The sequence below is a fragment of the Arthrobacter sp. Edens01 genome (assembly GCF_001307035.1).
GTDB lineage: Bacteria > Actinomycetota > Actinomycetes > Actinomycetales > Micrococcaceae > Arthrobacter_B.
In genome coordinates, this window is record NZ_LKIU01000004.1 from 210,444 (window position 1) to 231,990 (window position 21,547).

Sequence of the window (21,547 nt, forward strand, 5' to 3'; positions counted from 1 at the left end):
CCATTGCAGGATTGTTGACAATAGACATGTGTGAGCTGCATCATGGCCGCATGACTTCCCTCAGCCCCGCCCTCAAGCAAGCCACTCCCGTGATCGTGGACCACGCCCTCGGCTGCTGGATCCACGGCACCGACGGCCGGGACTACCTGGACTTCACCACCGGCATCGGCGTCACCAGCACCGGTCACTGCCATCCCAAAGTAGTGGAAGCCGCGCGGGAACAGGTCGGGAAGATCATCCACGCGCAGTACACCACCGTGATGCACAAACCGCTGCTGGAACTGACGGAAAAGCTCGGCGAAGTCCTTCCAACCGGACTGGACTCAGTGTTCTACGCGAACTCCGGCTCGGAAGCTGTCGAGGCCGCCGTCCGGCTGGCCCGCATGGCCACGGGACGGCCCAACATCGTGGTGTTCCAGGGCGGGTTCCACGGCCGCACGGTCGCCGCAGCATCCCTGACGACGGCGGGCACCAAGTTCTCCGCCGGCTTCGCACCGCTCATGGCCGGCGTCCACATGGCCGCCTTCCCCTACGCCTACCGCTATGGCTGGGACGAAGACACCGCCGTCGCGTTCGCCCTGCAGGAACTGGACTACCTGCTGCAGACCCGCACCGATCCGAAGGACACCGCCGCGTTCCTGATCGAACCGGCACTTGGCGACGGCGGCTACCTGCCCACCCCGCCGGCCTTCCTGGAGGGCCTGCGGGAACGTGCGGACAAGTACGGCATCCAGCTGATCATTGACGAAGTGCAGGCCGGCGTCGGCCGCATGGGCAAGTTCTGGGGCCACCAGTACTCCAGCGCCGTCCCGGACATCCTCATCACCGCCAAGGGCATCGCCTCCGGCTTCCCCATTTCAGCGATCGCTGCATCGACGGAGACCATGTCCAAGGCATGGCCCGGTTCCCAGGGAGGAACCTACGGTGGCAACGCAGTGTCTGCCGCCGCCGGCGTCGCGACCCTGGAAGTGGTGCAGGAAGAAAACCTGGTGGAGAACTCCCAGATCCGCGGCGAACAGCTCCAAACGGGGCTGCTGGAGATCCAGGAACGGTTCCCGGTGATCGGCAACGTCCGCGGGCTGGGGCTGATGCAGGGCATCGAGTTCACCGGCCAGGACGGGACGCCCGACGCCGCCACGGCCGCCGCCGTGCAGCAGGCCACCACCGAGCAGGGACTGCTCACGCTGACCTGCGGACCGGCCGGCAACGTGGTCCGGCTGATCCCGGCACTGGTGGTCTCGGCCGAGGAAATCGCCACGGGACTGGAACGCTTCGAAGCCGCGCTCGCCGCCGTCGCGGGTGCTGTTCCGGCCGCGGCTGGAACCGCGCCTGCAACCACCTCGGCAAGCACGGAGCGCCGATGACAAAAACCGGCCTCGCCGCCCCGTCTGCAGCTGCCGCCGGCGCACCGGATGCCGGTGAGCTGCTGGACGGGCTGGCCGCGGCGGGAGTCGAAGCCGACGGTTCGTCCCGCCGGCGGGCGGAGTATTCCTTCGACGCCTCGAACTACCGGGTACCGCCGCTGGCTGTGGTGTTCCCGCGGTCGGTAGACGACGTCGTCGCTGTCCTGAAAGTGTGCCGGGAGACCGGGACGCCGCTGATCAGCCGCGGCGGCGGCACGTCCATGGCCGGCAACGCGGTTGGCCCCGGCGTGGTGCTGGACTTTTCCCGGTATCTGAACCGGATCGGCACCGTGGACGAGGACGCCCGAACAGTGGCCGTGGAACCCGGCGTCGTGCTTGCGGTCCTGAGCCGGGAAGTCGAACGCGCCACCGGCAACCGGTTCAGTTTTGCCCCCGATCCGTCCTCCAGGAACCGTGCCACTGTGGGCGGGGCGCTGGGCAACGACGCGTGCGGTAACCACTCGGTGCGCTACGGCCGCACCTCGGACCATGTGGCGGAGCTCGACGTCGTCACGGCCGACGGCGCGCAGCTCACCGCCACCGGGACAGGGATCCGGGCCACCCATCCCGGGGATGCGTACTCCGAACAGCGTGCCGCCGAACTGGCCGCGGGGCTTCAGGACCTGGCGCATTCCAACCTGGCCGGTTTCCGGACCGAACTCGGACGGATCCAGCGTCAGGTCTCCGGCTATCACCTGGCCAACCTGCTGCCTGAGCACGGCTTCAACGTGGCCCGCGCGCTCGTGGGGTCGGAGGGCACCTGCGCCGTGATCGTTGGTGCGCGGATGAAGCTGGTGCCCAAACCGGCCAGCGCGCTGCTGGTCTGCCTCGGCTACGAGGATGTGGTGGAGGCCGCCCGGGACATCGGAACCATCCTCGAGTTTTCGCCCGCCGCCGTCGAGGGCATCGACGAAGCCATCGTGGACACCATGCGGTTCCGCCGCGGCGCGAACTCGGTGACCGGCCTGCCCGCGGGCAGGGCCTGGCTGTACGTGGATCTCGACGGCGACGACCCCGCCTCCGTGCAGGTCGACGCGGACCGGCTGCTGGCCCGGCTGCAGGAAAACGGCCGGCTGGTCGAGGGACGTCCGGTGCCGGACGGCGTCGAACGGGCATCGCTGTGGCGGGTACGGGAAGACGGGGCCGGGCTGTCCTCGCGGCTGTCCACCGGAGGGGAGTCCTGGCCCGGGTGGGAGGATTCCGCCGTCGCACCGGAGAACCTGGCCGATTACCTGGCGGACTTCCGGGACCTGCTGGCCCGCTTTGAGCTGAAGGGTGTGATGTACGGGCACTTCGGCGCCGGCTGTATGCACATCCGCATTACCTATGACCTGCGGACCGATGCCGGCCGGGCCGTGTTCCGGGAGTTCTCCCGGGAAGCGGCGGAGCTGGTGGTGCGGCACGGCGGATCACTCTCCGGGGAGCATGGTGACGGCAGGGCGCGGTCCGAGCTGCTGCCGCTAATGTATTCGCCACGGATGCTGGCCGCCTTTGCTGAGTACCGGCGGCTCTGGGATCCGGACGGGATCCTGAACCCCGGATCGCTGACGGACCCGGATCCGATCGACGCGCATCTGGCCCTGCAAGGCGTGCCCAGCCGGGAATGGCGGACCAGCTTTGATCTGCGGCCGCTGCACGCCGGTGGCGGATCGACTGCTGAAACCGACGATCCCGGTACGTCGGCCGGAGCCGCGGTGGACCCCTTTGTCCATGCGGTGCAGAGCTGCATCGGAGTGGGCCGCTGCCGTACCGACACCGGCGGGGTGATGTGTCCAAGCTACCGGGCCACCCGGGATGAGAAGGACTCCACCCGGGGACGGGCGCGGGTGCTGCAGGAAATGGTCCGCGGTGCGCGCACTGTGGAGGAGGGATGGAAGTCCGAGGAGGTCCGCGAAGTTCTGGACCTTTGCCTGTCCTGTAAGGCGTGCTCCACAGACTGTCCCACCGGCGTGGACATGGCGACCTACAAGTCGGAGTTCTTTGACCACTACTACCGGGGACGGCTGCGGCCGCTGTCGCACTTTTCGCTGGGCTGGCTGCCGCGCTGGCTGAAGCTCACCGGCCGGATTGCCCCGCTGGTCAACGCCGTGCTGGCCACACCGTTTGGGAAGGTTGCTGCCCGGCTGGGCGGACTGACCACGGAACGGTCGCTGCCGCGGTTCGCACCTGCGGGGGCGTGGCGGAAGGAAGTCGCTGCGGCTTCTTCGGCGGCGGGCACACCGGGCGCACCGGGAGGACCGGGCGGAACCGGGAATGAGGTGCGCGGCGCAGAGGCGAGCGGCGCGGCCGTGACAGGCGTAGCCGGGCGGAACGCCGGCGTCGTGCTTTTTGTGGACACCTTCACCCGGGGTTTCCGTCCCGAGGTGGCCGGTGCGGCCGCCCGCGTCCTGGAAGGGGCGGGGGAGCGGACGGAATGCTCGGCCGATGCGTGCTGCGGCCTGACGTGGATTTCCACCGGGCAACTCGGCACGGCGAAAAAGGTGCTGGCGAAAGCTGCCGAAACGCTGGATGACGGGACCGAGCGGCCGATCGTCGTCGTCGAGCCCAGCTGCGCCGCCGCGCTGCGGAAGGACCTGCCCGAACTGGTGCATACCGACCAGGCCCGCCGGGTCGCCGCACGGGTCCGCAGTTTCGCCGGGTACGTGGGCGAGCTTGCGGCCTCCGGGTGGACACCGGCGCCGGCTGCCGCGCTGCCGGAGAAGGTGGTGCTGCAGACGCACTGCCACGAGTACTCCGTCTTCGGTGCCGGAACGCAGAAGACCGCGCTCGCAGCTCTCGGGATTCCGGAGGTGGTGGACGCTACCGGGTGCTGCGGTGTGGCCGGGAACTTCGGGTTCGAGAAAGACCACTACGAGGTCAGCATGCAGGTGGCTGAGCAGGCTCTGGCACCTGCGCTGCGCGGCACGGATGCCGGAACAGTGGTCCTCACCGATGGTTTCTCCTGCGCCATGCAGGTTCAGCAGCTCGACGCCGCCCGGCCCGGCACCCACCTGGCCCAGCTCCTTGACCCCGGCACCGGGCCCAACCTGGACGCCCCGACCAGCTTCCCGACCCCTCAAGCAAAGGACTCCGAAGAATGACAACGCAAACGAGCACCACCTCGCAGGCTGCCCGGGACGCCGTCGCCAAGGTCAGCACCGGCGTGTTCATTGACGGGCAGTGGAGCGAGGCGGCGTCCGGTGCCCGGTTCGACGTCGTGAATCCCGCTACCGAAGAGGTCATCGCCACGGTGGCCGACGGCGGTCCGGAGGACGCGCAGCGCGCGATCGAAACCGCCGGACGGGTGCAGAAGGAATGGGCCGCGACGGCGCCGCGGGAACGCAGCGAGATCCTGCGCCGCGCTTATGACCTGATCATGGCCCGGCAGGATGAGCTGGCACTGATCATGACCACGGAGATGGGCAAACCGCTGGCCGAGGCCAAGGGCGAGGTCGCATACGCTGCCGAGTTCTTCCGCTGGTTCTCCGAGGAAGCCGTGCGGATCGGCGGTGACTTCTCCTCCACAGGCGACGGGAAGACCCGGATCCTGGTGTCCAAGGAACCCGTGGGGCCGTGTGTGCTGGTGACGCCGTGGAATTTCCCGTTGGCTATGGGCACCCGGAAGATCGGCCCGGCCATCGCGGCGGGCTGCACCATGGTGTTCAAGCCGGCCAACCTGACGCCGCTGTCCTCGCTGGCGCTGGTGGACATCCTGGTGGAAGCCGGGCTGCCCGCCGGAGTCCTGAACGTGGTGTGCACGTCGAAGGCGTCCTCGGTGGTGTCGCCGTGGATGTCCAGCGGCATTGCCCGGAAGGTCAGCTTCACCGGCTCCACCGCCGTGGGCGTGCGGCTGCTGGAGCAGGCCGCGGAGCATGTGATGCGCTCCTCGATGGAACTGGGCGGCAACGCACCGTTCATTGTCTTCGAGGACGCGGACCTGGACCGTGCCGTGGACGGCGCCGTGGCCGCGAAAATGCGGAACATGGGGGAGGCCTGCACCGCCGCGAACCGGCTGCTTGTGCAGCGTTCGGTCGCGGATGAGTTCGCCCGCCGGCTCGCCGCCCGTCTGGGCGCGCTCTCGGTGGGTGACGGCGCGGAGCCGGGCACCGACGTCGGGCCCCTGGTGGAGGAGAAAGCGCTGTCCAAGGTGCAGGAACTGGTGGACGACGCCGTCGCCAAGGGTGCGGAGGTAATCTGCGGAGGTTCGCGGCCGGAGCGGCCCGGGTACTTCTACGCGCCGACGGTCCTGTCCGGGGTGAATCCGGAGTCGGACCTGATGAATGAGGAGATTTTCGGTCCGGTGGCGCCCGTCATCCCGTTCGATACCGAGGACGAGGTCACCCGGCTGGCGAACGATACTCCGTGGGGCCTGGTCGGCTACCTGTTCACGCAGGACGTGGACCGTGGTTTCCGGATGGGCGAGGCGCTGGAGGTGGGCATGGTCGGGCTGAACACCGGCATTGTCTCCAACCCGGCAGCACCGTTCGGCGGCGTCAAGGCATCCGGCCTGGGCCGCGAAGGCGGGCGCGTGGGGATTGAAGAGTTCCTGGAAACGAAGTACCTGGCGATGCCCAGGACCTAGGTTGATGGCCCGGCAGGGGACCGGGCAGCAGAGCAGCACACGGCACCACCGAAGCAGCCAATCACTCGTATGAAGGATGGACCGATGTCAGCTAACTCCCAGCCCCTAAATGCACCCGCCCCGGTTCCGGGCGCCGAACCCGAAGGCAGGGAAGCGAAAAAGACCCTGCACCGGTCCATCCTCGGCTCGGCCCTGGGCAATGCCGTTGAGTGGTTCGACTACGGGGTCTACGGCTACCTGACCATTTACATGGCCGTGAACTTCTTCGGGTCGGAAGACGGCGACGGCGGCCTGGGCGTCACGCTCACGCTCGCCACCCTGGCGCTGTCCTTCCTGGTCCGTCCGCTGGGCGGTCTGATCCTGGGCCCGCTGGGGGACAAGGTGGGCCGGCAGAAGGTCATGGTGCTCACCGTGACGCTGATGACCCTGGCCACCGGCTGCATCGGGCTGCTGCCGACGTTTGAAACGGCGGGCCTGCTGGCTCCGGTGCTGCTGCTGATCTGCCGTCTGGTGCAGGGGTTCTCTGCCGGCGGCGAGTACGGCGGTGCTGCGGTGTATATGGCGGAGTCGGCTCCGGATAAGCGCCGTGGTTTCTTCGGGTCGTTCCTCGAGTTCGGCACCACGGTGGGCTTCATCCTTGCGGCGATTGTCTGCACCACTACCATCACCCTGGTTGGCGACGAGGGGATGCTGGAGGGCTGGTGGCGGCTGCCGTTCCTGCTGACCATTCCGCTGGGTCTGACGGCACTGTGGATCCGGACCCGGCTGGTGGAGGCTCCGGTCTTCGCGGAGGCCTCGGCGCACCGGGAGACCCTGAAGTCCCCGCTGCGGCAGGTGCTGGCGCAGAACTGGCGGCAGCTGCTGGTCCTGGCCGGGTTTGTGGTGCTGTTGAACGTGGCGTTCTACCTGATCCTCGGATACATGCCCACCTACATGAGCGGGCAGCTGGGGCACAGCACCGCGCAGGGCAATTGGATGCTGGTGGCCGTGATGGCTCTGATGCTGCTGGCGATTCCGCCGGTCGGTGCGCTCTCTGACCGGATAGGCCGCAAACCGCTGCTGCTGACCGCGGCTGTTGGCTACATTGTGCTCTCGGTTCCGGCGATCATGCTCCTGGGTGTGGAGAGCCTGATCCTGCAGTTCCTAGGACTGGCTGTATTGGGCTTCCTGCTGGTGATCCTAGTGTCCTCGGTGTCATCCACGCTGCCTGCACTGTTCCCGACGGCGGTCCGGTACACGGGCTTTGCCCTGGCCTATAACTTCTCTACGGCCTTCTTTGCCGGTCCGTCGCAGACCATCGCCAACCAGCTGATCGAGACGACCGGGAATCAGCTGGTGCCGGGCTGGTACATGGCGATTGCCGGCGTCATCGGCCTGGTGAGCATCCTGTGCATGCGGGAGACCGCCCAGGCAACGCTGCGCGGCGAAGTGATTCCCGGCGCTCCGGATTCAGTGGGCTGGCCGAAGAAGGTTTATCTGGAGGAGAACCGGGTGGATGCTGAGGAGCGGCGGCGGGTGGGGGTTTAAGGGATCACCGCGCTCTTGAACACGCACGGCACACGCCACTCTGCGCTCTTCCTACAACCGCGGGACGCCGATCATCCTGGCCGCACTGCGTGCTCGCGTACTCGTTCCTGCTGAACCTCGGCACATCTACGCCATGGGCGGGAACCTGCACGCGGCCGTGATATCCGGGGTGAAGGCCCGCTGGGTAAACTTTATGGTGTTCGCGAACATGGGGTTCCTTGCAGGGCTTGCCGCCGTGGTGAGCACGGCGCGTGCCGGCGGGTAGCTACCCGTTCCAGCCGCGTCAGTTTGTGGGCATGTGCCGCAGGTACATCAGCGCATATGTCCGCGCCGCAGCAACCAGTTCGGTCACCCTCACGGACTCGTTGATTTGATGGGCCCGGTCGTTTAGGCCCCGGGTCCCAGGACGATCACCGGAACGCCGAAGTCCCGGGCGACGAATCCGCCGTCGCGCGCTGCAGACCACCCCGTGACTCCACTGTCCACACCAACGTCTGCCAGCGCCGACACGGCATTGGCCACCAGGGGACGGTCGGGCGACGTACGGACTCCGGGCATCTCCATGGTTGCACGCCGTCACGGTGATCCCGTCCCCGTCGAGGCCCGCGACGCGGATCCCGGTCAAAAGCGCGGCGAGAATCGCCTGCGGATCCTCGCCGACCAGACCGGCTCAGGATCACGCAGCGTCATCGCTATGAACATCAACGGCATGGGACCAGTGCTGCTCGTGCTCGGACTGATCGGTGCCTTCACCTTGCTTACAGTGCACGGGGCGGGGTGCCGAGGGAATCTAGGCGCGTCGCGTTTCAGCGTGATGTCCGGCCGCTTTGCCCGCGGCGGTTGCACAGGGGCTCGCTTTGCCAGGCAGCAGAGGTCGGCCTCCTCCCTGGGAATGATCCAATGGAGTTCGGCCGGACCTGCCCGCGCGCAATGCCGTAGTCCGCGGACCGCACCGGCATGCTCCGTCCGCCGCGATCGTAGAGAGGTCAGGTGCGTAACACAATCCGATGCCCCGGGTGCGCTTGATAGCGTTTCACATGTCCGCATAAATGCAGGTAGGAGCATTGGTGACACCCCGAACCAGTTCGAACCGTTGGTCCCGTCCCGCTACCGGCAAGCAGATCGCAGCACTCAAGGCGCATGGAAGCTACGACGGTAAGTACTACTCGATGGGCAGAGCGTCTAGCGTTATCGGAGGAGCGGGCAAGAGCTCATCGTCCCGCGGACGCACAGAAGGACGCGGCCTGTCGAGTCGGGCGCCTCTCTTTACCTCTTCGCCCCCAGGTGTGGTCCCTCTCTCTGCAATGCTTGGCCGGGGGGACAGCCTCAAAAGGCTATTCGAACCGGCACTGGGTCTTGCCGTACAAAGTGCGCTTGCGGAGTCCGCGTCTGGCCCGATGACCATATTGGCGCAGCTTCTGAACGTTCCAGACGACATCGACTCCTTGGTTCAAGCGGCATTTGGTGCGGCTGGCGCAGATGGGCAGGCAGAGGCTTCAAGGAATGAGCCCATCGCTTCGGTCCTGTACACGATCCATTCGAATGACTTGGACCCAGGTGGTCCGCAGATTATGGTCGAGGCGGAAGTGGTCCATGATGCAAAGTTCGAGGGCTCGCCTTCCCTTCAAATTCGTTTGGCGCACAACGAATCTCAGTCCGGTTCCGTTGCTAGCGGACCTTCCGGCCGGCCACCCACTACTGGAGGACGTTCTTTACTAGGCTACCGACCAGCATGGACGCCGGCGCTTGTCCGTGAACCCGCCGCACTTGCCGAGCAAATGAGGGTCCGGTGGTTCGATGCTCTGGCAGAGCTCAAAGACGGTGTCGATCCTCGGATGGCAACGTTCCTCGCTCTGTTCCAAGGAATGGACTCAGCGCTGGCGGTACTTACCTCGGCCCATTCACCCGCGTCGAAGTTTGTTGTCCTTCAGGGTCTATTGGATCCCGATGGTCTGATCCAGTACAAGGGACTCGGCCTCGACGCGGCTACCTTCGTGGATCAGATTCGTGCGGCAGATGGGGGCGATGAAGAGGCCCTGAGCTGGCTCGAAGACATCCAGCGGGAACAAGTCCTGACGTCACTCGCGGAGGTAACGGGAACTAATGCCGCAGCTGAAGCCGATTTTCATTTGACGCGATGGTCGCTGCAAGGGGCCGCGCTCATTAAAGCGGTGACGACGAAAACGAAGAATGCCGAGTTCGAGTTTTCCGAGATCCGATCGATCCTCAGAATGCAAGCGGATCTATCGCGCCGGGTGGAGCAGCGTCGAGCGAGGATCGCTGAAATGAAGGCGTCGAATCCTGAGTCAGCCGAGAGGCTCAATTCGATGCTCGGCTACGAGAGCCGCAGGCCTTCGCCAGGAACGGACCCGGAGTATGGGATTCTCGAAGACTACTTTTTCGAAGAGACGAGGATCTACCTCCAAGCGCGATTCCGTCAGTCACTGCCGGGGCAGTTTGCCGCTGCCCTTATCGCCAGTTCCAACGCAGGAGCTAGCGACGTCGCATTCGCCGCGGCGGTTCGCGCGATGGCCGCTGCGTCATCGACCGATCCTAAAGACTATTCGGCGGATGGGATATCCACTCCATCCCCCTGGCATGACGCGTTAGCCAAGAGCCTCGGTATCTCTCAACGCAGGTACAGGAGTGGTGACCGCATTGAGCGGATTCTGCAGGCCGTTAAGGGCGTCACTCAAGCGGTCAAGGCGGCGGGGGATGACGACTTGGGGACGCTTGTCGTAGCCCACGAAGTGCTTTGCTACGCCCAGTGGAAGCGTGACGAGTTTCGAGCGAGCAAGCAGGCAGAGAAGGTGGAGCAGCACAAGGCTGACGCAATCGAGCGCTCCCGCAAGGCGAAGCAGCGTGCCGAGGCCTCGCGCCTGAGAGATGAACAAGCGCAAGAGGTCCGGAGTGCGGTGTGGGATGTGGACGATGCCGTTCGGCGGTACGCCCAGACACTCGAGCACACAATTCGCTCAATCCGCGTCGAGAACCCTTTTCCAGAATCACACCTAGCGGCTGCCAAAGATCGGCTGGAAAAAGCGCTTGCGAAGAAGGCAGCGGCGGATGGGTGGCTGGCAGCAGCTGATGAGCGCGCGCTGTGGGCCGTAGCAGAGGTAAAGGTAGCGGCGACTTCGAGTGTGGAAGAGCTCTTGCTTGCCGAACGTGATGAAGCGGTTGCTGAGCAGTCCGAGGCTAAGTCGGAACAACAGGCCGCCCAGCGCGAACGAGACGCTGCAGAGAGAGATGTCACGGACCTCGCCGCTGCACGATACAAGTTCGACAAACTGATTCAGCCCGTACTCGCAGAAAACGAACGCCGTTTGGAAGCCGAGACCCTACGCCACAAACAGGAGCAGGAGGAGAAGCGCCGGCAAGCAGAAGAGCTGCGCAAGAAGCAGGAGGCTGCTGTCAGACGGCAGGAGGAACTGAACCAACGGCAACAAGAACGTGCGAGTGTGGCCAAGCACGCACTCGGCATGGAAATCGACCGCCTCATTGCCCTCCCTACCTCCGCATCCATCTGGCGGAGAAAGAGGCTGGCAGCAACGCGTGTGTCCTTGGAACAGGCGATCTTGAAGCTTCAAGCCGAGATCACTGCACCGAATATTCCTCCTCGCACGCATTGGAAGACATGGCCGAGTATGCTCTCCGCCAATGACCGGTACTTGGGGACCGTCAAGAAAATCATGGACTATGGCGCCTTCGTGTCCCTTCCCGCTGGCGTGGACGGCTTGATACGCTTCACCGGCGCGGGCGCTTCCCTGCATCGCGGACAAATGATCATCGTGGAAATAGTGGCTATGCCTTCTGGAAAACCATTTGTTCTCAGGCAGGTGGCGCCAAGAGCCTAGGCCGGGCCGCCACTCCAACTCGGACGCCATTGCCGAAGGGCCCGGTAGCGCTGGTGCTGCCTTATCCCTAGGCTTATCCGTAAAGCTTTGCACCCTTCAACTCCCGTATGGCGCTCTGTGCGGGTCCGTCCCAGACGTTCGCGAATCGCTTGATTGAGGCTACTGGCAACCAGCTGATGCCCTGTTTGTGTCCTTGCTGGTAAAGCCACTGCGGGATGAAGCGAACACACCAAACGTAGGCACGGAGTCCTCTCCTCGAAGGCGGACGCAGGGTTTTGGCCACGTGATGCGGCTTATCCCCCGTCTGAGGGGGTGGTGGCCAAGCGCCATCGCAGACGTTCGGGGTCAGAGCATGCTCGGCCGTGTCGGAGTCCGTAGAGCACTGCAGCTGACGCTGCTTCCGCGCCGTAGCGCTGGCTGTACCAGTTGGGGCAATCCTGGTCAGGTGCACTCCACCCGGCGTTGCGGAGGGCGTCTTCGTCAAGCGGCCAGACTGAGCCCGGCAAAAACTCCTCCGAGACGATTTCGCACCAGTAGTAGTCATCTTCCCGGGCGACCTGAGCATAGGGGGAGAGACCGTTGGCGGTTTCCACGTGGTACTCGACGGAGGTGAAGTCGCCATCCTTCAGCCATCGAATGTCCTCAACCAGACGCTCGTGGGCAACGTCCCAGATCTTTTCGGCCGATGCAGGAACGCGGCGGGGCCAATAGTTGATGGTGCTCTGGTCTCCCGCCTGCTTTTTGGGAGTGCGGTGCCCATAGGGGCCGATGACGCCCTCATAGAGCGTTCCTTCGAAGACCGGTTTGACCTGGAAACCGCGACGTCCGTGTTCGTTCGTCTCCCACGTCCCCGGCACAATTTCAAACAATGCACGGGTCACACCACGGTGTACAGCAACGACATGCTGGATGTTTTCCTTCTCAACTCGATCCTGATTGAGCTTCCACCAGCAGCGCACGGAGTCCGCCAGCTGATCGATCTCCATTTTCAGCGTCTCGGGGTTGAACCAGGATGCCTTGAAACCGTACCCGGAGCGGATCGTTCCCCCTGGTGTTTGCAGCGGTTCATCGTGCCAATTTTTGAGAGTGATCAGAAGCAGCGGTTCGTCTTCAGACTCCAGTACAGGCGCGGCGAACTCGGCGACGAGACTGTCCAAGGTCCTAATTCCGTGCTCTCGGCTGGCTTCGCGGCGGGCGTTCGTTAACTGTGAGCTCGTCTCCAAGGGGTAGGCAGGTTGAACGGGTGCGAGCTGGAATGACATTAGAAGATCGATCGCTACCGCTTCGGCAGCTGTGTACTCGCTGGCGGACATTCCGTAACGCAGGATCCAGATCTGCGGCTCCAGTCCGGCCGCACGGATGTCGAGTATGCGGTCGATCTTGCGCGAATGCTCTCCGGAGGGCTCATCCTCCGGAGAGGTCAGCGCCTCAGCGGCGAGACCGTGCGACAGTAGCCTGACCTTGGTTCCCTTGCCGACATAAAACGGCTGGTTACCCCGTGGATCAATCAGGATGTAGACGTAATACCCCAATAGGGATGCGACCTGCTCGATGATTCGCTGGTCATGTATGGGACGGTTATCCACGGGTCCTCCTTAGTACCTGAGCTCCATCTGCCCGGCAGAAGATCAGGACCAATGCATTGACCTTGTCTTGAGTAATGCGCTCCACCATTCGGGCGTAGCTTCCGAGCTGGCGCCAGTAAGCCGCCAGCTGTTCCTGGCCAACGCTGATGTCGGTCTTGAAGTCCGCAATGACCAGGGTGCCGTCGTCCTCTCGGTACATGAGGTCGATGATTCCCTCCACGGTGCGGTCACCTTCCGAGACCACAACCGGCAGCTCCAGCCAGTGCTCACGCTCAGCGGCCCGACGGACGGGTTCCGACTCCAGAGCGGAGCGTGCGGAAGCCTCCAAATCCTGCACGATTCGCAGACCCGCAGCAGCGGCGACGCCGGCAGCGAGCTCCGGAAGCGATGGAGTCAGCTCCAGATCCGTCAGCTCGAGAAGCCGGTGTAAGGCGGTACCGAAGGCCGGTCCATGTTCTGCTGGAGCGCCTGCGAACCCTGGCAGATCCTCAGCTGATTCCTCCGGGACGACGAATGACACCGAGGTGCCGTATTCCGCGGACACGTCCTTGCCCTTGGCGAGGGCAGTCACGGAAGTCCGGGATTCCAAGGAAGACTGCTTCATCCAGCCCTCCCGTTCTGCCGCCCAGTCAGGGTACGGAGGCACGTGCGCAGGGGGCATCGGTTCCTTGGACAGCGGAACCAGTTCAGCCGGGAGCACCAGATCGGGAGCCAGTTCCTCGTCGTCGTTCACTGACGCCAGCAGACCACTGAGGCTGCTTTCTGATCCGCTGTAGTGTGAGACCACAAGGTGGCTTTCGGCCCGGGTGCAGGCGACGTAAAGCAAGCGGCGTCGTTCCGCGTCTGCAAATTCTTTCTCCGCCTCGGAGGCCTCGGCATAACCGGGGCTTTCGATGTCTGAGACAAAGTGCACCAGTGCCCTGCCGCTGCTGTCCCAGAGGGCCAAAGCCTTCGAGGAGCGGGGCGCGGAACCTGCACCGGCCAGAATGACCATCGGAAACTCCAGCCCCTTGGAGGCATGGATGGTCATGATTCGAACGGCGGCGAGATCGGTTTCGGGCACCATTGACTCTTTAACCCGGGCGTTCTCCTCCTGCTGAGACGCAGCCCACGCCAGATAGTCACGCAGTCCGCCGTGAGTAGCTTCGGTCCAGGCGCGTGCCTGATCAGAGACGAAACGGATCCGGCGCCAGACATCGCGGTAGCGCGGGGTGTCTGTCGCTGCCTCCAGCACGCGCCGGTCAGCGGCGACGCGTTCCAGCAGCTCCGCGGGGGAGAGAACCGGCAGCTCCCGGTGCAGTGCAGCGAGATAGGCCATTGCCGAACCCACTGCTGAGGTCTCCTGCCCGTCGGGGGCCGGCGCATAAAGGTTCCAGGAACCGCCGGCTTGTTTCCATCGGAATAGGTCGTCGTCTCCGCAGGCAAAGGGCGCAGAACGCAGGGTGAGTACCAGCGCCGCCTGGTCAGCGGTGTTGGCCAGGGCACGCAGTGCCAGGAGCAAATCGGTGACTTCCTGAGTGGCATACACCAGTGAGGAGGCCTCCGCGCGGTACTCGATGCCCGCCGCGTCCAGTGCATCTTCGATGTAGGGCAGGGCAGTTCTGGTGGGCAGGAGGATACAGATGTCTTTGAGCTCCAGAGCACGACGGCGGAAACCATCGGACTGGCCGCCTTCATGCTGCCACGCGGAACCACCGGCGCTGCCGGTGGCAAGCAGGATGGCTGAAGCCACATCGGCAGCTTCCTGCCGGCTGCGGTCGGCGGCCGTGACCTTACCGTCGCCGTTTGGGAGAGCACCGCTGCGGCCAATGACGGCGACGGCTGGGCCCGCACCGTCAGCTGTCCAGATCGGCCGGCTAGGTGCCGGATTCAGCGGCGCATAGGGTGGCTGGACCGTTCCGTTGGCATGGATAAGTGTCCCGAACACGGTGTTGATCCAGTCGAGCAGCCCGGTGGTTGACCGGAAATTGGTCTGCAGACTGGCGATCTGCGATCCAGCATCGAGCTCTGCCCGTCCGCGGGCGGCCAGGAAAGTGGCGATGTCAGCGCGCCGGAACCGGTAGATGGATTGCTTGGGGTCTCCGACGGTAAAGAGCCGTCCGGCCGGAACCGGCAGCTTCTCCCATCCATCAGGCCCGCAGCCTGCGGAGGCGGCCAACCGGACAGCAATCTCGGCCTGAACCGGGTCGGTATCCTGGAATTCGTCGAGCATTAGATGGGTGTACCGCTGCTGCAGAGGACGCCGCGCGGGTGCCTGCTCGTCACTTTCGCCGACCAAAAGGTCACGAGCGTGAACCAGCAGGTCGTGATACTCCAGTTCACCACTGCGCTGGCGGGTGCGGGCAGCGTCCAGCAGGACCAGAGCCATGATGGAGCTGATTGTCTCCACCGCGGGAGCCACCAGCGTTGCAACGAGCTCGTCGCGCATTTCTACGAGGTCCTTGAACTGTTGCCGGACGGATTCAACATCGACGGCCCAGTTCTTCTTGGCACCCTTTCTTGCGTAGCCCGTGGGCGGAAGGGCTTCCAGGACATCGATGGTGCGGCCGAGGTCTCCGGAGCCGCCGACTTCCTGCAGCCTGCTGCGCCAGTCTTCAACCACCGGGAAGCGGGCCATCAGTGCATCCGCCGGATCAGTGCAGAGTGATTTGTTCTCCAGAACCAATTCCGCAGCGCGCAGCAGTGGACCGACATCGAGCCTGGGTACGGTCTGCCCGACAGGCGGGTGGTCCCGGAGCCGGTCCCAGTTGGAGTCCAGTTCCTTGGCTACGCTGCGCAGCTGATCCAGGGTGATGCCGAGGGCCAGCAGGACCCGCAATGCGCCGTCGGCGGCGGGATCGGTGAACACTGCCTGCTGAGCTGTCTCCCATCGGCGTTCAAAGGCGAGCTGGCCGCGGAGCTCATCGACCACGGTGATCAGCGGCGGCACACCGGCTTCGATCGGGTACTCGCTGATGAGCCGAGCCGCGAAGGAATGAATGGTTCCGATGGGAGCTGCATCCAAGCGGTCCAGGGCCGTGCTGAAAAGGCTGTGGGAACCACCGTCCGCCGAGATGCGCAGCTCCAGCGTTTTGCGCAGCCGTTCCCGGAGCTCTCCGGCGGCCTTTTCGGTGAAGGTAATTGCGGCAATGCTGCCGATGCCCACTCCGCTTTCCACCAGAGCGGCGATGCGTTCAACCATGGCGTGCGTTTTGCCGCTGCCGGCACCTGCCTCTACGAATACCGTGGTATCCAGTTCGGTGGCGATGAGGGTGCGGTGATCCTGATCCTTCAGGGGAATGTGGACGGCGGTGTTCATTTTTCCTCCTGAAAGAACCGTGAATAGTCGCTGAGCGCTGGGTCGGATTTGAGCTGTTCCCAGATATGCCGCACCCCGGCGGCGCCCATCAGCGTGGTGTGGTTGGTATACCGGTCCGATTCAGGGCGTGGCGGGAAGATGCCGGCGCGCATCGCATTCATGATGAGCCCGACGTCCTCACGCAGTGTGGCAACGACGTCGGGACCCACCGCGTAGCCTACGGTCGGTTTCTTTGCGGCCGAGGAGAGGAACCGGTACTCGGCCAGGACTTCAACGCCGGTGTCCTGCTGGAAACGTCGAGCGAACAGTCCATAGACGGGCAGCTGAAATCGGGTGCCGCCAGCGGTCGGGTTGTCCGGACTGAGATCTTTGTACTTATCGGATTTGCCGCTCTTGTAGTCGATCACACGGACCCGGCCGTCGCTGTGCCGGTCGACCCTGTCCACCTTGCCCCGGAACAGCACCGTAGACCCATCGGAGAGCTTCAACTCCACCGGGGGGTCACCCGCGGAGCCGCCAAACTCGGCTTCCACGGCCACGTGCTGCCAGCCGTTGCCCCGCTCGCGGTCGTCGGTCACATGGGACTTCAGAAGATCGGCCCGGATCCGTGACTGGTCACGCTCCCACGTGTGTTTCAGCCACGCAGGGTTGGCGGTGGCAGCGAAAGCATCCTCGGCGAGTTTCAGCAGGCGTTCGGAAGAGACCGGGTGGGTGCCGAGAGCCAGCCCGCGGACATAATCCTCCAGCACCTGGTGCATCAGGTTGCCGCGCTGCATCTTGCTGATCTGGACTTCCAGCGTTACGTCTTCAAAGAGTTCCGCCCGGAGCACGCGGCGCAGGAGGTAGGTGAGCGGACTGATGACCCAGTCTTCAAGGTGGGTGGGGGAGATCGGCTTCTGCGGATCGACGACCTGACCGGCTACCCCGGAGAGATCGCCGTTGAACCGGGAGAACGTTCCGTCGCGGCGATGTGACCGGGCTTCAAGTGAAGACTTCAGGACGGCGTCGTCGACGGCGTCGTTGGCAAGCAGGGTGCGCACCCTCCATTCCTGGGCGGTGGCGGGTCTGCCGGTGGGAGCTCCCTGCGTCAGCCCATGCGCAAAGGACGGCAGATGACTGGGCTCCGCGCCGTCGAGCCAGCGGGAAGGGGAGTAGGTGCCTCCGGAGCGCAGGCTTCCGCGCGGAAACAGGATGGTCCGTTCCGTGCCGGTCGCGAGCAGCCGCCGGAATTGCTCTTTTAGAGCAGCCGTACGTTCATGGATGGTCGGGAGCGGGGCTTCGAGAAGCTCGCCGATGGAATCGGGCAGCAGGGGGTTCTCCCGGATGCGTGCCGGTGCCAGTCCGTCGGCGGCACCCAGGATGAAGCTGACATCGAGATCCCTTCCGACGCCGTCGTCGTAGGAGCCCAGAACCACACCCGTACCGCTGGAGCCATGCCAGAAATGGTGCGAGGAGATGCCCCGCTCCATGGTGGACCGAACCGCGGCCGGGGTGGGGGCCGGCGCAATACCCTGCAGCAGCTCGAGCTCCCGGATGACCTGCAGAAGGTCCTCGCCTGCCTTGGCTACCTCCGGACGCTCTGCCTGGGACCGCGGAGCGAAGAATTCGGCAACGAATCTGGTCAGAGCGTCTGCTGCGTCAGCCCATCCTGCGGCTGAGAATACCTCGGTCAGACGTTCACCGAGGACGGCCGCAAACTCCATAAAGCTGGCGTAATCCTGCTGCCGCTGCACTTCGTAACCGGACAATTCGGAGTCGTCGTCATTTTCTTCTGCTTCGGCCGGGGGATGAGCATGCAGGCGTTCACAGGCTGCGCTGCTGGGCAGGGAACCGTTCTGCCAGTGGAGGCTCCCTTGTGCCATGACATCCAGGATTATGCGCAGGTCCGGAGCCGCAGGATCGAGGCTCAGTAGCCTGGTGACCCCGCGCCCGAGGGAGGTGTCGGCCAGGCCGTGAGAACCCGTACCGACGAATTCGATTCCGGCTTCATGCAGGCGCTGGGCCAGCAGGGCTCGATAGGGATCCGCTGCCGAGTAGAAAACCCCGATGCGGTGTCCAGGGACTCCTGCGGCAAGCTTGTCGGCGACCAGACGGACGACGGCGCGGGCCTCGTCATCGGCGTCGGAAGCGCTGAGGACCATCTGGCCGGGAAGTGGAGGTGCTGCAGCGGTGAACTGGATCAGCCCGGCATGCTGCACCAGTGACGTCCGAAAGGCCGCGGCAGACGGATCTCGGTCCGCAGCGGGCTGGACGGCCAAGACGGTTCCCAGCCGCTTCAGGATTTGGGGGCTGTCCAGGGCAGCTGCTGCGGCTGTGAAGAGATCGTGGTCGGTATACCAGCGGGAAGTTAGTGCTGCAGCAGCCTTCCGATGGATTCGGGCAACCTCCGCTACCAGCGGCGGCAACCGGTCGATGTCTGCTGGACAAACGGAATCAAGGACTGCTGAGGTCTCGGCCACGGCGCGCGCCGTGGCAGGCTGGCCGGCAACCTCGGAAAACAAACCGGGTGCTTCAGTCAGGACGGCTGTGATGGCGCCTTCACGGACTACTCCAGGAAGAGGCACACGGCGGGCTAGCTGTCCGCGGGCAGCGGCGATTTCGTCGGCGAGGTCACGAAGAGTAAGGAGACGAACGCCGGCACTTCCGCGCCCGCCGTTGCTGACCCGTCCAAGGTAGTGGGCCACATCCAGGGCGGCGGAATGGGAGGGGGCGATGACCGTGACGGGCTGGAGCGGTCCGCTCTCTTGGGCGGCAGCAACGGTGTCGGCCAGCTCCTTCAGCAGATCGGCCATGCGGCCAAAGCTCCGGGTGCCCGGACGCACGTCCGGATCTGTAGCAGTACTCAACAAACTCCCCCTTGTTATTAAGTGACTTCAACCTAGCAGTCGGCGCTCTTGTGGACGGATGATGTGTCCGTGTTGTTGCGCATCGTTCCTCCTCAGGCAACTATTAGGCGGCCAGCGCCATGGAAGAGCGGCGGATATCGACGGCGACGTCCAACCGGACCTGTTCAGCGAGACGCAACGTTTCTTCGTGGCCAAGCTCCGCTTCCTGTGCCCGGCGGGCGAGGACGGCCAAACGGTCGGCCGCGGTGTTGTGGGGGTCGCCGTTGTGCCCGCGGACCCAGCTGAAGGTGACTGAGGAGAACCTGACACAGTGCAGGATGCGTGCCACTTCTTCCCGGCAGAAACGGTTGGCCGAGGGAGGTTCAAAACCTGGATCAGTCAGCATCCGCAGCGCGAGCTGGCTGTCAGAACGGACGGTGATCTCCGTTTCTCCCAGCATCGACCCCGCATAAGTGTTCCTGGCCGCCTGGAGCCCCAAGCGGATAGAACGCAGTTCACCCTCCAGAATGCTCGAACCCCGAGACGCCTTCTGGCCGAGGACCAGGCGGGACTGGGAACCAAAATCAACCAGCCAGCCGTGGCCGAGCCAAGGCGAGGTTCTGCCGCGGGACGAATCCGCGGTGATGGTGCACCGGGCGTGGAGTACTTGGATGTCCCGGCACAGTGCTTCGTCCAGTGCCACGATCGCTGCTGCAGGAGGATAAGTGTGGCTGGCCGTGAGCCCCGCCGCGCGGAGCCCCTCGGCTGTGTTCTCGTCATCGCAGAACACAGGTTCTGTGGAGCTGCGCAGGTGGCGCACGACGGCGGCGCGAACCTGACTGAACAGGCTGCGGTTGCGTGTGCCAGCGGCCGACGCTTCCACTGACCCTGATTCGACGGCCAGCAACTTTGCGCCCTCTGTTCTGGTGACCGCCCAGAAGAGACGCCCGTGTTTTGGACTGATACGTACGGATACTCCACTGCGGAGTTTCAACACCTCTTCGGCAGACATGAGGCGGTGCGTGGGCGGAACAGGGACGGGGTAGGACATCGGCGCCTCCTGGCGGTAGTCGACAACGCATTACAAGGGGTGACCTCCGGCACTGGCAGGAGATGTGGTTCACAGTAGGGGGCGCCTCTGACATTGCAGCTAGGAGCAGGCGCTAAGAATTTTTTGTAACTCCTGAGCTCCCCTGGGTCAGGGCAGAAGAGCTTAGGACCAGCCGAAACCGCAGGACTGGTTCATGCACTGCCACCGGTGCTTCGGCGTTTCATCGGTCACGACGCACCCCGTGTGGATGACCTTGGGATTCGGGTTGTCTGGATCCGGGAACCACATTCCGAGAACTATCGGCCACGCCTCCTCGCCGCATACGGGGCAGGTCCGTGTCCCGTCCTCCTTTTCCTCAGGTGGACCCCCGACTAGCTTCAGCGCACTCTCCCAGGTTCCGAAGCGCTGAATGACCTCAACTGCGGAAGGACGATTCTGCGAGCAGGCCTGTTCGGCGATGTACCAAGCGTCGTAGGACCCAAGGGTGAGGGGAAGTTCCATGTCTGTGGCTTCTTCGACGAACGCGTCCAACGCATCTACGAAATCGTCATGATGGAACAGGTCCTGACTGTGCATGACCTTCAGGCCTGCACTCCTAAGGGTGTCGTCCCAGTATGTGTCGCCCAGCCGGCGGCGCAGGTCGGGGCCAGATACAGGCCACGGCGCGGCGCCGTCCACGGTGATCGTTCCGAGGCGCCGCCGGATCGTGTCCGCGCAACTGACGTAATCGGCATAGGAAAGGTGGGTAACGGTGCGGGCTCGGATGGCTAGGGCCGTGGTTTCTGCAACTGCCAGGAAGTCGGCAAACCGGCGGTAGGAGAACGAGTCGGGGAACAATTGACGGAACCCCGCGACAGTCTCCGGCGAGATCCTGGCCAGAGCCAGCTGGTGATCCGGTTCAATCCCGTGATGGATCCCGGTCACGTAGAGCAGCGAGATGCGGTCTGCTGCAGTAGGCCGAGGACGTTCCGTCTTGTAGGGCTCACTCGAGGGCGGCCTTGGGTACTCAAGCAGGTCGCCAACGTAATCGACGTCTTCGATACGGCCAAGGGACTGAAGGACGATGGGGATTTCGCGTGGCGTGATGTCCGTATCCCGCAGCTGGTGAATAAGCCGCAGGTTATCCACGATGCTCTTCTCTGCTTTTTGAACAGCGCGCCGCACCGCCTTGGACCGCTGCAGATGCAGGGGCCCAGAACTGTGCCGGTACGCAAGTTCCCGGCACAGGATCTCCAACCCGAGCCCTGATGAAAATGCGATCTCGCGAAGCGGGGCACCGCGGCGGTATTCCTCAACGAGGTCATACACCGGGGCAGGCCCGATGCACGCGTTGACTTGAACGGCCGGCAGAGCACTCACGCCGGTCGGTTCTGAAGCTCCGGTTCCGGAGCCGCCCATCCCTACTGCTGCCATCAAGCTCCCTTCGGATGTGAACTAGCTCA

The 21,547-nt window shown here is 64.3% G+C and carries 11 protein-coding genes; 5 read left to right on the forward strand and 6 right to left on the reverse strand.

Annotation, left to right across the window (positions count from 1 at the left end):
* Positions 1 to 50: 50 nt before the first annotated feature.
* The 4 genes from AO716_RS05915 (at position 51) to AO716_RS05930 (ending at position 7,491) form a co-directional block, all read left to right on the forward strand.
* Complete coding sequence (locus AO716_RS05915) at positions 51 to 1,364, forward strand: aspartate aminotransferase family protein (protein ID WP_055240115.1); 1,314 nt, start codon at positions 51 to 53, stop codon at positions 1,362 to 1,364.
* Entirely contained in the window at positions 1,361 to 4,483 is a 3,123-nt protein-coding gene (locus AO716_RS05920; protein ID WP_055240026.1) for an FAD-binding and (Fe-S)-binding domain-containing protein, read from the forward strand. Before AO716_RS05915 ends, AO716_RS05920 begins: the two co-directional genes overlap by 4 nt.
* Complete coding sequence (locus tag AO716_RS05925) at positions 4,480 to 5,964, forward strand: NAD-dependent succinate-semialdehyde dehydrogenase (protein WP_055240027.1); 1,485 nt, start codon at positions 4,480 to 4,482, stop codon at positions 5,962 to 5,964. The genes AO716_RS05920 and AO716_RS05925 overlap by 4 nt, the downstream gene beginning before the upstream one ends.
* A gap of 84 nt (positions 5,965 to 6,048) precedes the next feature.
* Entirely contained in the window at positions 6,049 to 7,491 is a 1,443-nt protein-coding gene (locus tag AO716_RS05930) for an MFS transporter (RefSeq protein WP_055240028.1), read from the forward strand.
* Between the two features lie 387 nt (positions 7,492 to 7,878).
* Here the strand turns inward: AO716_RS05930 and AO716_RS17435 are convergent, their stop codons facing one another.
* Positions 7,879 to 8,055 carry a M20 family metallopeptidase gene (locus tag AO716_RS17435; protein WP_160317911.1) on the reverse strand — a complete coding sequence of 59 codons (177 nt, stop codon included), beginning with the start codon at positions 8,053 to 8,055 and terminating at the stop codon, positions 7,879 to 7,881.
* Positions 8,056 to 8,888: 833 nt separating this feature from the next.
* Here AO716_RS17435 and AO716_RS05935 point away from each other — a divergent pair.
* The gene (locus AO716_RS05935) at positions 8,889 to 11,345 is read left to right on the forward strand and encodes a hypothetical protein (RefSeq protein ID WP_152969877.1); all 2,457 of its coding nucleotides are present in this window, start codon (positions 8,889 to 8,891) and stop codon (positions 11,343 to 11,345) included.
* A 293-nt stretch (positions 11,346 to 11,638) separates the two neighbouring features.
* On the opposite strand, the gene AO716_RS05940 is transcribed toward AO716_RS05935, so the two are convergent.
* The 5 genes from AO716_RS05940 to AO716_RS05960 form a co-directional block, all read right to left on the reverse strand.
* Positions 11,639 to 12,931, reverse strand: a complete 1,293-nt coding sequence (locus AO716_RS05940; protein WP_055240030.1) for a GIY-YIG nuclease family protein — start codon at positions 12,929 to 12,931, stop codon at positions 11,639 to 11,641.
* A complete protein-coding gene (locus AO716_RS05945; protein ID WP_055240031.1) occupies positions 12,924 to 16,229 on the reverse strand; it encodes a UvrD-helicase domain-containing protein in 3,306 nt (1,101 codons plus the stop codon). Before AO716_RS05945 ends, AO716_RS05940 begins: the two co-directional genes overlap by 8 nt.
* Positions 16,226 to 19,075: a PD-(D/E)XK nuclease family protein gene (locus AO716_RS05950; RefSeq protein ID WP_152969878.1), complete on the reverse strand. Its 2,850-nt coding sequence runs from the start codon at positions 19,073 to 19,075 to the stop codon at positions 16,226 to 16,228. Before AO716_RS05950 ends, AO716_RS05945 begins: the two co-directional genes overlap by 4 nt.
* Positions 19,076 to 19,178: 103 nt before the next feature.
* Positions 19,179 to 19,937: a ribonuclease HI gene (locus tag AO716_RS05955; RefSeq protein ID WP_160317912.1), complete on the reverse strand. Its 759-nt coding sequence runs from the start codon at positions 19,935 to 19,937 to the stop codon at positions 19,179 to 19,181.
* Positions 19,938 to 20,267: 330 nt separating this feature from the next.
* The gene (locus AO716_RS05960; RefSeq protein WP_152969879.1) at positions 20,268 to 21,518 is read right to left on the reverse strand and encodes a hypothetical protein; all 1,251 of its coding nucleotides are present in this window, start codon (positions 21,516 to 21,518) and stop codon (positions 20,268 to 20,270) included.
* Positions 21,519 to 21,547: the final 29 nt, after the last annotated feature.